General features: G+C 51.1%; 11 protein-coding genes. 5 read left to right on the top strand and 6 right to left on the bottom strand.

Translation table 11 applies throughout. From position 1 onward, the window contains the following. The first annotated feature begins 29 nt into the window (after positions 1–29). Complete coding sequence (locus ACTG19_RS08015) at positions 30–362, top strand: DUF1904 family protein (protein ID WP_439988953.1); 333 nt, start codon at positions 30–32, stop codon at positions 360–362. Positions 363–454: 92 nt separating this feature from the next. On the opposite strand, the gene ACTG19_RS08010 is transcribed toward ACTG19_RS08015, so the two are convergent. The 5 genes from ACTG19_RS08010 to ACTG19_RS07990 all read right to left on the bottom strand — a co-directional run bounded on the left by ACTG19_RS08010 (position 455) and on the right by ACTG19_RS07990 (position 6,746). Beyond that, positions 455–1,282 (bottom strand): SDR family oxidoreductase, encoded by an 828-nt coding sequence (locus ACTG19_RS08010; protein ID WP_439988952.1) that lies wholly within the window; start codon positions 1,280–1,282, stop codon positions 455–457. A gap of 89 nt (positions 1,283–1,371) precedes the next feature. Next, positions 1,372–2,061 carry a YccT family protein gene (locus ACTG19_RS08005; RefSeq protein ID WP_240533628.1) on the bottom strand — a complete coding sequence of 230 codons (690 nt, stop codon included), beginning with the start codon at positions 2,059–2,061 and terminating at the stop codon, positions 1,372–1,374. Positions 2,062–2,156: 95 nt separating this feature from the next. Beyond that, the gene (locus ACTG19_RS08000) at positions 2,157–3,317 is read right to left on the bottom strand and encodes a porin (protein ID WP_439988951.1); all 1,161 of its coding nucleotides are present in this window, start codon (positions 3,315–3,317) and stop codon (positions 2,157–2,159) included. Positions 3,318–3,818: 501 nt separating this feature from the next. Further along, the gene (locus tag ACTG19_RS07995) at positions 3,819–5,756 is read right to left on the bottom strand and encodes a methyl-accepting chemotaxis protein (RefSeq protein ID WP_439988950.1); all 1,938 of its coding nucleotides are present in this window, start codon (positions 5,754–5,756) and stop codon (positions 3,819–3,821) included. Positions 5,757–5,861: 105 nt separating this feature from the next. Continuing rightward, positions 5,862–6,746 (bottom strand): DMT family transporter, encoded by an 885-nt coding sequence (locus ACTG19_RS07990; RefSeq protein WP_439988949.1) that lies wholly within the window; start codon positions 6,744–6,746, stop codon positions 5,862–5,864. A 386-nt stretch (positions 6,747–7,132) separates the two neighbouring features. On the opposite strand from ACTG19_RS07990, the gene ACTG19_RS07985 reads away from it, so the two are divergent. Beyond that, positions 7,133–8,458 carry a tyrosine-type recombinase/integrase gene (locus tag ACTG19_RS07985; RefSeq protein WP_181497558.1) on the top strand — a complete coding sequence of 442 codons (1,326 nt, stop codon included), beginning with the start codon at positions 7,133–7,135 and terminating at the stop codon, positions 8,456–8,458. Positions 8,459–8,516: 58 nt separating this feature from the next. Here the strand turns inward: ACTG19_RS07985 and ACTG19_RS07980 are convergent, their stop codons facing one another. Next, complete coding sequence (locus ACTG19_RS07980; RefSeq protein ID WP_181497557.1) at positions 8,517–9,476, bottom strand: hypothetical protein; 960 nt, start codon at positions 9,474–9,476, stop codon at positions 8,517–8,519. Between the two features lie 403 nt (positions 9,477–9,879). Between ACTG19_RS07980 and ACTG19_RS07975 the strand changes: the two genes are divergently transcribed. The 3 genes from ACTG19_RS07975 (at position 9,880) to ACTG19_RS07965 (ending at position 12,201) form a co-directional block, all read left to right on the top strand. Continuing rightward, on the top strand, positions 9,880–10,056 hold the full coding sequence (locus tag ACTG19_RS07975; protein WP_081990762.1) for a helix-turn-helix transcriptional regulator: 177 nt from the start codon (positions 9,880–9,882) through the stop codon (positions 10,054–10,056). 503 nt (positions 10,057–10,559) lie between these two features. Continuing rightward, positions 10,560–11,243: an inovirus Gp2 family protein gene (locus tag ACTG19_RS07970; RefSeq protein WP_181497556.1), complete on the top strand. Its 684-nt coding sequence runs from the start codon at positions 10,560–10,562 to the stop codon at positions 11,241–11,243. A 400-nt stretch (positions 11,244–11,643) separates the two neighbouring features. Beyond that, on the top strand, positions 11,644–12,201 hold the full coding sequence (locus ACTG19_RS07965) for a Fic family protein (protein WP_439988948.1): 558 nt from the start codon (positions 11,644–11,646) through the stop codon (positions 12,199–12,201). Positions 12,202–12,208 lie beyond the last annotated feature (7 nt).

Genomic DNA, 12,208 nt, shown 5'->3' with positions numbered 1-12,208 from the left:
CCTCATTTCAGATAACCAAGAGGTTTGCCATGCCCCATCTTCGTTTTCGCGCCGTGACGCTCGATACCCTGCAACAGGTGAGTGGCCCGCTACTGGCCGAGTTTTGCGAGCTGACCGGCGGCAAGCCGGAGTTTGTCACCATGGAGCGGGTGGAGAGCAGCTGGATCCGCAACGGCGAGCCAGAGGCGGGTTTTCCGTTTGTCGAGCTGCACTGGTTCGAGCGGCCACAAGAGATGCAGGACACCGCCGCGCGCCTTATCACGCGCCATTTGAAGCAGGTGCTGGGGGAGCAGACCTATGTGGTGGTGCAGGTGATTCCCTTGGTCAAGAGTGCCTACTACAGCAATGGTGAGCACTATTGAAGAGGGGGATAAACAAGGTTGGCGGGACAGGTGACGCCGCTACCCGGCTAACGCCACCTGGGCGACCGGGTACTTGGTCGCCAATCACGGGATCAGGCTGATTTGGCCAGCAGTTTATCGAGCCAGCGAGTGGGCAATACCCGTCGCAAGAAGGCAAACAGCCGGGTTGGTGTGGTCACCGGATAGCGCGCCTTGGGATGGGCGTGGGTCAGTGCATGGAGCAGCGGAGGGATGCAGGCTTCGCTTGGGAGGGTAAAGCCGCTGGTTGCCCCCTCTTTTTCCAGCCGCGTCAGGGTCTGGCGGTAGGCCGATTGATGACGGCTCTGGGCCGGCTCGATGTGCCGCAAGAAGGCGCTGCGGGCATTGGCACGAAAACGGGTATCGATGGGGCCCGGTTCAATCAGGCTGATATGTACCCCGCTGCCCGCCAGTTCGAGGCGCAGAGTGTCGCTATAACCTTCCAGCGCAAATTTGCTGGCGTTGTAGGCGCCGCGATACTTCATGGCAACCAGCCCCAGTACCGAGCTGTTCTGCACTATCCGCCCCTCTTTGGCCTCCAGCATCGGCGGCAGCACCTGACGGATCAGATGGTGCCAGCCAAACAGGTTGGTATTGAACTGCTCCCTGAGCGCCTCGGTGGGCAGATCTTCCAGCGCCCCGGGTTGGCCATAAGCGCCATTGTTGAACAGGCCATAGAGGCGCCCGCCTGCCAGATGGAGCGCCGCACTGGCCCCCAGTTCGATGGAAGCAGGGTCCGCCAGATCCAGCTGTACCGCCAGCAATCCCTGTTGCTGCAGACGGGCCACATCTTCCGCCTTGCGCGCCGAGGCGATCACGGTAAAACCGTGCTGCCCGAGCGCCTGTGCGGCGGCGAGGCCAATTCCGCTGGAACAACCGGTGATCAGAACAAAACGGGGCATGATGGGAAATCTCTATGCGATGTATCGCTTGAGGATACATGAAACAAAAGCCCGCATAAAAGCGGGCTAAGTGTGATAAACAGTACTTCTTACAGGTTTTGCGCTGCCCAAGAGATAAAATCGCGTTTCTCGGTTGGGGTCATTTTGTCAAACCAGAATCGCGCTTGTTGGGAAGCTGAGTCACTGATATCGGAAGGCTGAATGGGTTTTGTGGCTACTGCTGCGGGAATCACGTTGCTGCCTTGTGTCGGCAAGTCATATACGTTTTTCACATTACCCTGCATTGCTCCTGCCAGTTGAGGTAGCGCCGCTGGTTGGTTGCTACGGTTAAATGCGTCAAGCTCTTCGCCAAAATTACGAAGCACGGACATATTGGTCATAGAGACCAGCTCACCAAGTTTGTATGAAACGGTGTTGCCGGATGACGAGAGTTTCCATTGTGGTTGTTTGTCAAACGCCTCTCCTCGTTCCCATGTTTGCAACCTCGGTGCTTCTACCGATATCGCTTGGTTTGCAGCATTAAATGTCAAGACATGTACGTGAGAGTTATATTTTTTTGTATTGTTTTTATCTTTGACTAATTGAGAGATTTTAATCGCAATTTGATTGTCTCCGTCGGGCAAAGATTGATTGTCTACCTTGCCAATAAACAGCGGGGAGTCAACCGGAATACCATTGACCGCAACGAGTTCTACCCCTCTGCCTATTTCCAGATTGACTGCAGCCTGACTGACAGAGGGTAGTGTGGCGATTAATGCTGCCATAATGGTCTTTTTCATTTCTGGTTTACCTCTTGTCTTCATCACAACTAAAAAGGCGGGCCCTGTAAGGGCCCGCCAAGTAGGCATTAAATACAGGGAACACAAGCCAGGGTTTAGAAGTAGTATTCTACGCCCATGCCTAGACCAAACTCTTTATCACCATCTTGTACCACTGACAGACCACGGCGCTGCAGATAGTAAGGACGAACATAGGCAACGGCCGAGTCATCCAGGAAGTACATGGCTTGACCGGAGATGATGGAGTCGCTGAACTCGCTCGCCTTAAAGTCGCCAGCCGCTGTTTCAAATTCAGGCTTCAGGTTGGCGGCATAGGCGAGTTTGAACTGCCACAGACCGGTATTGTATACAGTGGCCAGGGTGTAGCTATCTTGTGACATACCGTTCAGCGTCGTGGTGCCTACACCGATAACATTCAGGTCCATGTCGGAATAATCGGCGGTCAGGCGCTTATAGGCACCGTAGAAACCGAGGCCATTGTCAAAGTTGAGCTCGAAGCCCAGCAGATAGGCATTTGAGTCGCCTGTTCCGCTAGTATGCGTCAGGAGTGCATTAGCTGTATTCTTATTATTTTCATCGATCTTAGCGAGCTTCTGCGTTCCATGAAACGCGCCCTCTCCGATTTTGCGGTCAGTACCTTTTTCATAGGTCGCGTGCAGAGTCAGCGGACCGGTATTGTAGTGGGCGCCCAAGCCATAGAAGTTGGAGCTCGCATCATTGGTATTGTTACCACGGCCCAGCGCCAGGTTGTAGCTGAAGCCGCTATGGTTGGCGGAGTCAAAGCGGATCATGTTGGATTGACGATCGTAGTTACCACCACCGATGATGTCGCCGCGCCAGTCCATCACTTTACCGGTAGAGATACTGCTGTACGGCCAGTCAAGCACTTCATAGAGCGGTGTTAGCATACGGCCTGCGCGAACTTTACCTATCCCTTCCCACTCGAAACCACCGAAGGTATCGCGCACCCCCAGCTTGCCGTCACCGCCAGACTCACCGACGTTGCCGGATTCGATTTGCCAGATAAACTTGGGGCCGTTGGCAAAATCCTTGCTGCCACGGAAACCGATGCGAGATTCATTTTCGATCTTGATGGGGTTCTCGTATCCGCCATTGGCATCAACGGTTGCCCAGTCAGCACCAGTCCAGGCAGAGATTGCGATCTGGCCATAGATGTCGACATTCTTGATATCTGCATGAGCAGGCAGTGCGAAAGCTGAAGCAATTACAACAGCCAGTGCGGATTTATTGAACATAAGATAGCTCCTGATTTTATGGACTTAGCTTTTTTTTTCGGCAGTTGGCTGTGTGCCTTCCGCTCGATTATCGGTATTGCAATCAACACCCCGAAGGGCAAAAAATCTTGTCTTGGCTACCTGCAACCCGGATGTCTTGGCACATCTGTAGTTGGCAGTCCTGATCATCACATGTTGTTTTTTTATGTTCCGATTCTTGGCTATCGGACAACCCCAAGAGTACGTTCGCGGTGCGAAATATCAATGAAAAGTTCCCTCAAAGTTTCAAAAGTATGACCGAGTGCAAATAATCATGGGCAAGGTCGTAAACAGCCTCATGGCAGGTATCACGGTGATGAGAGCGTTTTCTTGAGGCTGCGGCCAGCGCCAGTGCGGGTTTTCATCCGGTACGGGGGAAGAGGTGTCAGTTAACCTGCCGATAACAGATAATTTTGTGCTACAAAAAAACTTTCCCTCTGGTTGAGGGAAAGTGATCTGGCAAAGATGTGGGGCGAATAGGGGTCAGCCTTGCTGGCCGAGGATGCGGGGGATCTGCTGCGCCTGATGGTGGATATGGGACGAGACCTGCACCGAGAGCTGACTCACCTGACGGGCATGCTGATGGATACGGGCGATCAGATCGGCAAAACTGGCCAGCTTGTGTTCCTGACTTTTGGCGTTGTCGGCCCCCTGCAGGGCGATCACTGCGGTGTTGCGGGCGATCTCCCTCACTGCCTGGGTGGTCTGGCGCAGTTGTTCCGCCTGCGCTCGCTGGCGGCTTGATTCGCTGGTGATCCGGTTCAGTACAGTGCCAAGTTGTTCGCCGGATTGGGTCAGGCGCCCCAGAATATCGGTGATCTGGTTGAGGGATTGCTGGGTATTGGCCGAGAGGTGGCGCACTTCATCGGCGACCACCGCAAAACCGCGTCCCTGTTCCCCTGCGCGGGCCGCTTCGATGGCGGCGTTGAGGGCCAGCAAGTTGGTCTGCTGAGCGATATGACCGATCACATCGACAATGGCCGTCACATCAGCAACCGAGCGGGTGAGGGCTTGCAGCGCCTCATCGCTCTCGTCAATCGCCAGTCCGGTCTGATGAGTGGCGTGCAGCATGCTCCCCACCAGATCTTCGCTCTGGCTCATCGCCTGTTCGTTATGGTGGGCATGCTGGGCGATGTTGGCGGCGACCTGATGGACCTCTCCGGCCAGCTGGTTCAGCTCATCCATCATCTGGCCGCTCTCGTCGACCACCTGTTCGGTGGTGCGGGTGCTGTGGTGGATCTCGTCAACCTGACTGACCATCCCTTGCAGACTGAGGGATACCGCTGATAGCTGCCCCTCTTTTTGTTGTTGGTCCAGTTGCAGACGACCGATCAGCCGATTGTAGCTGGCAACAATATCGGCCAGCTCGTTGCGATCGCGCCCGGTAGGCAACGGCTCGGCCTGCCCTGTCTGATCGAGCTGCAGAAAGGCTCCGCGCAGTCGCAACAAGGGGGCGAGCAGCCAGCGTCGTTGCACCAGCGCAAACAGCAGGGCGACTATCACCAGACAGAGCGCCAGCGTGCCGAGGATGGTGGCCAGCTCCTGATTGACGGCTTGCCGTTCGTGGGCAAGTTGTTCCCCCATCTGTCTGGTCGCTTGCAACATCGCCATGATGTCTTGCTGCACGGTCTGGCGGCCAGCCTGTTGTTGCTGAAGCGCCGTGCGGCTGTTGGCCAATTCCTGCGGATAGCGACCCAGCAGCGAGCGTAATTCGCTGCGCGGTTGATCTCCCAGCTCCTTGCGTACCGGCTCCCCCAGCGTGAATTCATCGGCGGGCGCCTCTTCATACAGGCCGAGCAGCGGCAAGGCTTGCAGCGCTTGCGCCTGTTTTTGCAGTGCCTCCAGCTCGAAGCGGATCCCTTCGAGCAGCTTTTCATTGCCCTGCTCCATATAGCTTTGGCGCAAATGGGCGAGGCGCGGCAGGCCCGCCAGGATCTCGGCCGCACCGCGGCGATATTGCTGTGCCGCGGCAGATTGTTCCGTGTTGGCACCTTGCTCCCCATAGCGGATCAGCTCCATGGCCTGGCTGCCCAGCTCACTCTCGGCATTTTGCAGCAGCAGCTGGCTGTTGCCCGAGAGCTTGCCTGCGGCCTGATAGTCGTGCGCGATGCGCTGCGCCATCTGTTCGAGTTGCTGTCTGAGCGGGGCTGCCACGGCATCATCCTGAGCGGCCAGCGAGGAGAGCGCTTGCTGGCGGACCTTCTCCGCTGCTGTCAGTTGTTGCGGATCGCCGCTGTTGAGGTAGTCACGCAGGCTGTTTTGCAGGGTCACGGTCACCAGTTGTTGCAGCGTCTCGTGCTGATGCTGGGCCTGATTGGTACGGGCAAGCTGCTGCCAGCCGTGGTAGAGGGCCAGCGCCTGTCCTCCCGCGACCAGTAACAAAACAAGGGAGGAGAGGGTGGCGTAATGGGCGATTTTCACGGGGTAATTCCTGTCAGCACAGACCATGGGGGAGCGTGGCCAGAGCCTAAACAGGGATGATGGCGTTTTTATGACAGCATGGTCAGGTGGCCCCATTTTGCCGACTTAACTGGCTGGGGATGCCAGTGCTCTGTTGCGTTGGCCCAGCATACCGAGCAGGGCGCCTCCCATGATAAGTGCGCCAGCAAGCAGATGGCGCGAGGTTAGCGTTTCTCCATTGAGCAACACCAGCAGCAAGGTGCTCAGCAGCGGTGTCAGGTAGGCAAGGGCACCGATCCGGCGTGGATCGCCATCTCGCAGTGCCAGATACCAGGTCACAAAGGCCGCCCCCATGGGCCCCAGCGCCAGCCCGATGATCAGCCACCAGTCACTGGTGGGGATCTGCACGAGCGGCAGGGGCCCCTCCAGCAGACGGGCAAGCAGCAGCGCCAGCAAACCCGCGGGCAGACAGGCTGCCGCAGTGACCACGGCGGGGGCTGGCGGCAGACGGCGTGATAGCACCGAATAGGCCCCCCAGACGACAGCTGCACCGAGCGCCAACAGGTATCCCGGCAGATAGGTCTGTTGCAGTTGCAGCTCGCCGTTGACCATCACCAGCATGGAGCCTGCCAGACCAAAGGCGCCAGCCAGCAGGTGACGGGCATGGAGTGGATGGCCGGGCAACAACAGTGGGGTGAACAGAATGATGCAGAGCGGCCAGAGGTAGTTGATGAGGTTTGCTTCCAGCACCGGGGCATGGCGAAAGCTCATAAAGAGCAGCAGATGGTAGAGCAGCAATGCCGTAACCGTCACCAGCCAGGTAATAGGGCGAGCACGCCACTGGCGCCAGAACGGCAAGGCCCCGACCCCGCAGAAAAACAGCACCAGCCCGACCAGCACCAGTGGTGACACGCTGGTGACCCGTGACGTCAGCGCCGCCAACGAGGCCCACAGCACAATGGTCAGCAGTGCAAAACCGGTGGATCTATCCCACCAGGAACATCCGGACATCCAACACTCCTTTGCAAGATGAAACAGGGCTTGGCCTCAAAGACAAGCCAAAGAGAAGCAGTCTATCAGAGAGCGCATGCTCTGAACGCAGAAAGGAGAGGGTAATTACGGTTGGATGGTCGGATTCATTGTCGCCAAAAACGACCAAGGGGTTAGCATCGTGAAGATGCTAACCCCTTGTTTTATATGGCGCTCCCGACTGGAGCCGAACCAGTGGCCTGTCCCTTAGGAGCCAAGGTTGATAGAGTTTCAGACGGTATCCACTGGTTCTGTGATGGATATTTTTTTGATTAAAAACAGTTATTTAATTAATATATCTGTATCAAGTAGTTTCATAAGGTCTCACTCCAACGCACTGCATTGGAGGGGTACGGGGAGGGGTACGGATGGCGATAAGTAAAGACCTGGAGATCTCGTCACTCAAGCCTGTTGAAGGGGTTAAGGTGAAGCGATATGCGATTCAATCGAAGCATGGTGGCGGGCTCAAGATAGAAATTCGCGCAAGTGGCCTCAAGCGTTTTGTGTATCGCTTCAAGATTGGTGGTAGTGAAGGTGAATTGTTGTTGGGGAGTTATCCAGCTCTAACTTTGGCTAAAGCTAGAGAGGAGCATGGCAAAGCCGTGCAGCTTGTGAAGCGGGGCATTGATCCCACTAAGTTTGCAGCGCAAGAAAAGGCTAAAAATGAAACGGCCCTGACGATGGATGAGTTGCTTGGACGATGGCTCGATGCGCAACGTGTTGCTCAGGTCGTCAAACCCAAAACCCTCCAATGTCATCAAGATCGTTGGAATCGTCATCTCAAGAAGACCCTGGGCAATATTCGCTTAATCGATCTGACTCGTGCCCACTTGGCACAAGCGTTAGAGATAACCAGGCGCGCAACAAAAGACGAAACCCGTAAGGGGCTGGGAACGCTGAATCAGATGTTGGATTATGCGGTGGTTCACTGCCTGATTGAAGCTAACCCAGCAAGGCTATTACGGCCAAAAGATTTTGGCGCCAGTGCTGGCGCCCCAAGAGAGCGTTGGCTGACTGTCCCCGAATTGCGCAGGTTATGGAAGGCCATTGATGAGGACTTGGGGAGCGGTGGCAGCCTGGCAGTTGGGGGACGGGGCGTTTCTCGCCATGCCACTATTTCTCTGCCTGCAGCGAATGCGATCAAGCTATTGATACTGACCGGATGTCGGCGTAGTGAAGTCGCCAATATGCGTTTTTCACAGATCAAGGATGATATATGGACCATTCCAGAAACGAAAAATGGTAGAGCTCATACAGTCTTTATTTCTCCTCAAGCAAGATCAGTAATTGAAGTTCAGGGACAGTATTCCAATGGTGATTTTGTATTTGAATCAGATCGGCCAAAAACAGATGAAATAGAGCCAATATTAGTCGATTCAATTACACGAGCACTAAGACGATTCATTGCTCGCTCTCTATCTGATATGGAGCCATTTACTATTCATGATTTACGTCGAAGTGCTGCAACTAACTGGGCGGAAAGACTGGATACTGAGGAAAGGGTAATTGAGCTTTGCTTGAATCACACACCCATTAACAAACTTATTAGAACTTATCACCGCTCACGTCATGCCGAGAAAACCCGACTTGTCTGGATTAATTGGGGGAGACTGGTAGCTGATGAGGTGATGCAAGAGCCTGTTGCTGAAACAGTATTCAATAACGTTGTGAAATTGAGTTTTAATAGAAAGTAAGTGGCTATGATAATGCTGAATGACGGACTAAATGATTAAATCATTTAGTCCATTTTATTTATATTGAACACCGTTTTGCGTATGCTTCTCTAATCAATTCTTCTATGATAGCATTTTTATTTTTGTTTTCTACTTGGCTTAGTTCGTCAAGAATATCGCCTATATCTTGGCTCATGTTTATACTGTATTGTTTCTTATCTTTGTTTTTATCTCGGTATTTTCTCTGGCTCCATGATTTCTTCATTGTGAGTGTAATAAGTTTTGAACTGTCCTCATTGAATGTGCGCGTCACATCAAAAAAAGAAATGATATCATCTCTAATTCCCATTGAGCCAGGAAGTACTAGTGGGATATATCTTAGTTTGTTATTAAGCAAGTAGTCAAATGTCCAAGATATTTTTTGATTTTCATCCTTGTTTAGCCAGCGAGTTATTTCTTGGTTTTTTAGGGAGTATGAAGCTGTCTCTTTTATATTATCTAGTATTTGTAATTTAATGGCCTTACTAACTCTCAATCTATTTATACAGCAAACGATTAAAAATGTGCTTATTTTTACATTGGTAATATCATTCATTCTCACAATTTTCTTGCTGTTGTTTGGCTGCATTGTTTGTAAAAATTCACATTTAAGGTCGAAATCGAACATTTTATTAGAGATGTGATCTAATGTTAAGTGACTCAATGTTCGCCATATATAAAAAATCAATCTGGTATTTTTTTCATCTATCCAATGTAGGTCATCCTTGGAAATACATGCTTGGGTATATTCGTTATGAAGTACTTTGATAAATCGGTCGAGGTTAAGTGTTGAATTGTCTCTAACATCATTATCAGACATGAATCTTTGAGCGTTAGGATCTAAGCTGGCTCTTGATAGTTCGTTTTCAATATTTTCAGCTGCAGGAATTACACACACTGAATACGAATTTATTTCACATGTTCTATACCAAAGATAATCAACAAAGTATTTGTCGAGTAACAGTGTTCTGACAACTTTTCCATCCGTCCAGAGCGCCATATTTTTCACCCTAATAACCTAAAACTACATTGTAGTTTTTATTGTGTTTTTCGTGAGTGTATTTTGTGGGGTTTTGTGATGTATTTCACGTGTTTTTTATGTTTGGCCTGGTGCAGGAATGGCCAACCAATGTTTGGGGTGTCTGGCTTAGAGTGCACTATGCATCTGGTGGTTTAGATCCTGAGCTTGTTTAGTGTGCTATGAATTACTGTGTGTGTCAGTAAAGTTCTTTCTTCATGGGTTTATCGCAAAGTTCAGTGGAGACTGAGATTTATTTATTCGGTTGTGGGTGGCTATCAATTAATTGTGCGGATTAATGAGATTGAGATTAGATTGTGGTTTATTTCGGATAGTAATTTTTAACATGTGGTCCTTCGTTATGAAGAAATAGCGGAGAGATAACATGAAGTTGATTAAGCTGAAAGAAGTCATCGAAATGACTACCTTATCCAAAGCGACAATTTATCGCTTGATGAGCAAGAGGGCATTTCCTGGTGCCGTTCCTTTAGGGCCTCGTGCGGTCGCTTGGAAGCTGAGTGAAGTAATAGAATGGATTGATTCGAAGGTATCCGCTAGATAGGAGGTATCGAGCTAAGTTCAGAGGAACTTATTTGTCTTAATGCTCGGAATTATCGAGCGCTTATCGAAAATAACCAAGCTTTTCTCGGCGATTTAGAATGTTGCTCAGTTCGGTAATAGTATTACATATACACGCGAAGTGTATAACACGGTAGAGGGGGTAGGAGATATATCGAGGGTGAGAGTGATACACCATCAGAGTGTATCACAGGGTATGTGAACGAGAATATGTGATATATACACATCGTGTATACCAATCAGATGCACATCAGGCTTGTACATCAGATATAAGCCATTGGCTGTATAGTTCTGCATAGCAAAGTATATGTAATGCACAGAGTGCTAAATGCAGGTTGGTATATCAACCTAGTGGTTTGATAAGAGAGAACAGTATCAGTTGTCAGTAAAGTTTTACGTAGCAATCCTCATTAATTACGATAAGTGAAGTCACCTGAGTATCTAACCAACGGGTATAGGTATTCCATGCGTGCTATAGGAACTTATATGAAATCAAAAGTCGGGTATCATTTAATAGCCGACGAGCTAGAAAACTTACGAGTTGTGGCTGAGGCTAAGTATGGTTCAATATCTTTTGAACAGTTGAAAACATCCGTGGAGGTAATCGCTAACTTCTTGAATAAACACCCACGAGTGTTTGCAGTGCGCGTTGATCTACGCTTCCCCCTGATATCCATCATGGATGATCCGGACATGCCGACAAGCTTTCCACCGGAGGTAGAGGAGGAAAAGGTTATTAAGCGCTTTATAGCTTCACTAAAAAGCCAAATACAGGCGGCACGTCACCGTAAGGGTAAGACGGGTAAACCATTCTTCTTGGGATTTATCTGGGTGAAGGAGCAAGTAACAAGCCAGTATCCTCATTATCACGTGGTGCTACTATTTAACCGAGATGATTACGGTCATCTTGGGGATTACTCTAATCTCGATGGAGATAACATGGCTACGCGTATCCGTAAAGCTTGGTGCAGTGCATTGAGGCTCGCATACCCTGATTATGCGTCTTTGGTGCATTTCCCTGATGATGCAGAGTATCGATTTGATCGCCGAGATGCTGATCTGCACAATGAGAAATTTTATAAATTCTTGGAGAGAACAGCGTATTTATTTAAGTTACGCTCAAAAGTACGAGGTGAACGTAATTACGGACGTAGTCAACTAATAAGGTAATGTTCACACTTAATTCACTGGCCCTAGCGGGGACGCCCGGCCATTCAAATTCAATTCGGGAGTTTCTACTCCCGGATCTGTTAAGCTAATCCCTCATTTGTTATCGCATCAGCTGGAGTAATTCATGGCAGCCTATTCCCCTCCCTTCACCTTGACCCATGCCATGTTGAGCCGGGTGGCGGAAATCGCCGAGTTGGTGGGGCAGTAGCGGTTTGCTCAGAGCTCCCAGGTGCCGATGCTGCGTCGGGAGAACCGGATCCGTACTATCCAAGCCTCCTTGGCGATTGAGCACAATACCCTGAGTGTTGAGCAGGTGACGGCAGTGATTGAGGGGAAGACGGTACTCGGGCTTCCACGGTAAATCCAAGAAGTCCGTAATGCGTTTGCGGCCTATGAAGCAATGCCTGATTGGGATCCAGCTTCAGCTGATGATTTACTTGGTGCTCACGGACTACTGATGCGTGGACTCTGTAATGATGCGGGTCACTGGCGTAGCAGTGGCGTAGGTATCTATCGAGGCGAGCAGTTAGTGCATATGCCTCCCCCTACGAACCAGGTCCCTCGTCTGATGGGGCAGCTATTGACCTGGCTGGCTGAGACCGAGGCTCATCCGGTGATCGCTTCCTGTGCCTTGCATTACGAGTTGGAGTTTATTCATCCTTTTGCGGATGGAAATGGTCGAATGGGACGTTTATGGCAGACGGTGATCTTGAGTCGCTGGCAGCCTGTAATGGCCTTCTTACCAGTGGAGACGGTGATCAAGGCACGGCAGGAGCACTACTATCTGCAGCTAAGTCAGGCTGATAGTCGTAGTGATTGTACCGAGTTCATCCTCTTTCTACTGGAAGCGCTGCGCGATGCACTGGCTCAAGCGATTGCGATTCAACTAGCAGCAGTATGTAGTGGTCTAATCATCCCGGACACCATTTTAGGTGGTACAGTCGCCACCATGACCTGAGGTGTTC

Source organism: Aeromonas sp. 3P (assembly GCF_051919745.1).
GTDB classification, from domain to species: Bacteria; Pseudomonadota; Gammaproteobacteria; order Enterobacterales; family Aeromonadaceae; genus Aeromonas; species Aeromonas veronii.
The sequence above is the reverse complement of the archived record's forward strand: the minus strand, read 5'-3'. Positions and strand labels throughout refer to the sequence as shown.

Bases quoted from the DNA above. Each gene is read 5' to 3' on its own strand.
- ACTG19_RS08005 (WP_240533628.1), bottom strand. From the start codon at position 2,061: ATGAAAAAGACCATTATGGCAGCATTAATCGCCACACTACCCTCTGTC.
- ACTG19_RS08015 (WP_439988953.1), top strand. From the start codon at position 30: ATGCCCCATCTTCGTTTTCGCGCCGTGACGCTCGATACCCTGCAACAG.
- ACTG19_RS08000 (WP_439988951.1), bottom strand. From the start codon at position 3,317: ATGTTCAATAAATCCGCACTGGCTGTTGTAATTGCTTCAGCTTTCGCA.
- ACTG19_RS07970 (WP_181497556.1), top strand. From the start codon at position 10,560: ATGAAATCAAAAGTCGGGTATCATTTAATAGCCGACGAGCTAGAAAAC.
- ACTG19_RS07990 (WP_439988949.1), bottom strand. From the start codon at position 6,746: ATGTCCGGATGTTCCTGGTGGGATAGATCCACCGGTTTTGCACTGCTG.
- ACTG19_RS07975 (WP_081990762.1), top strand. From the start codon at position 9,880: ATGAAGTTGATTAAGCTGAAAGAAGTCATCGAAATGACTACCTTATCC.
- ACTG19_RS07985 (WP_181497558.1), top strand. From the start codon at position 7,133: ATGGCGATAAGTAAAGACCTGGAGATCTCGTCACTCAAGCCTGTTGAA.
- ACTG19_RS08010 (WP_439988952.1), bottom strand. From the start codon at position 1,282: ATGCCCCGTTTTGTTCTGATCACCGGTTGTTCCAGCGGAATTGGCCTC.
- ACTG19_RS07965 (WP_439988948.1), top strand. From the start codon at position 11,644: ATGCCTGATTGGGATCCAGCTTCAGCTGATGATTTACTTGGTGCTCAC.
- ACTG19_RS07980 (WP_181497557.1), bottom strand. From the start codon at position 9,476: ATGGCGCTCTGGACGGATGGAAAAGTTGTCAGAACACTGTTACTCGAC.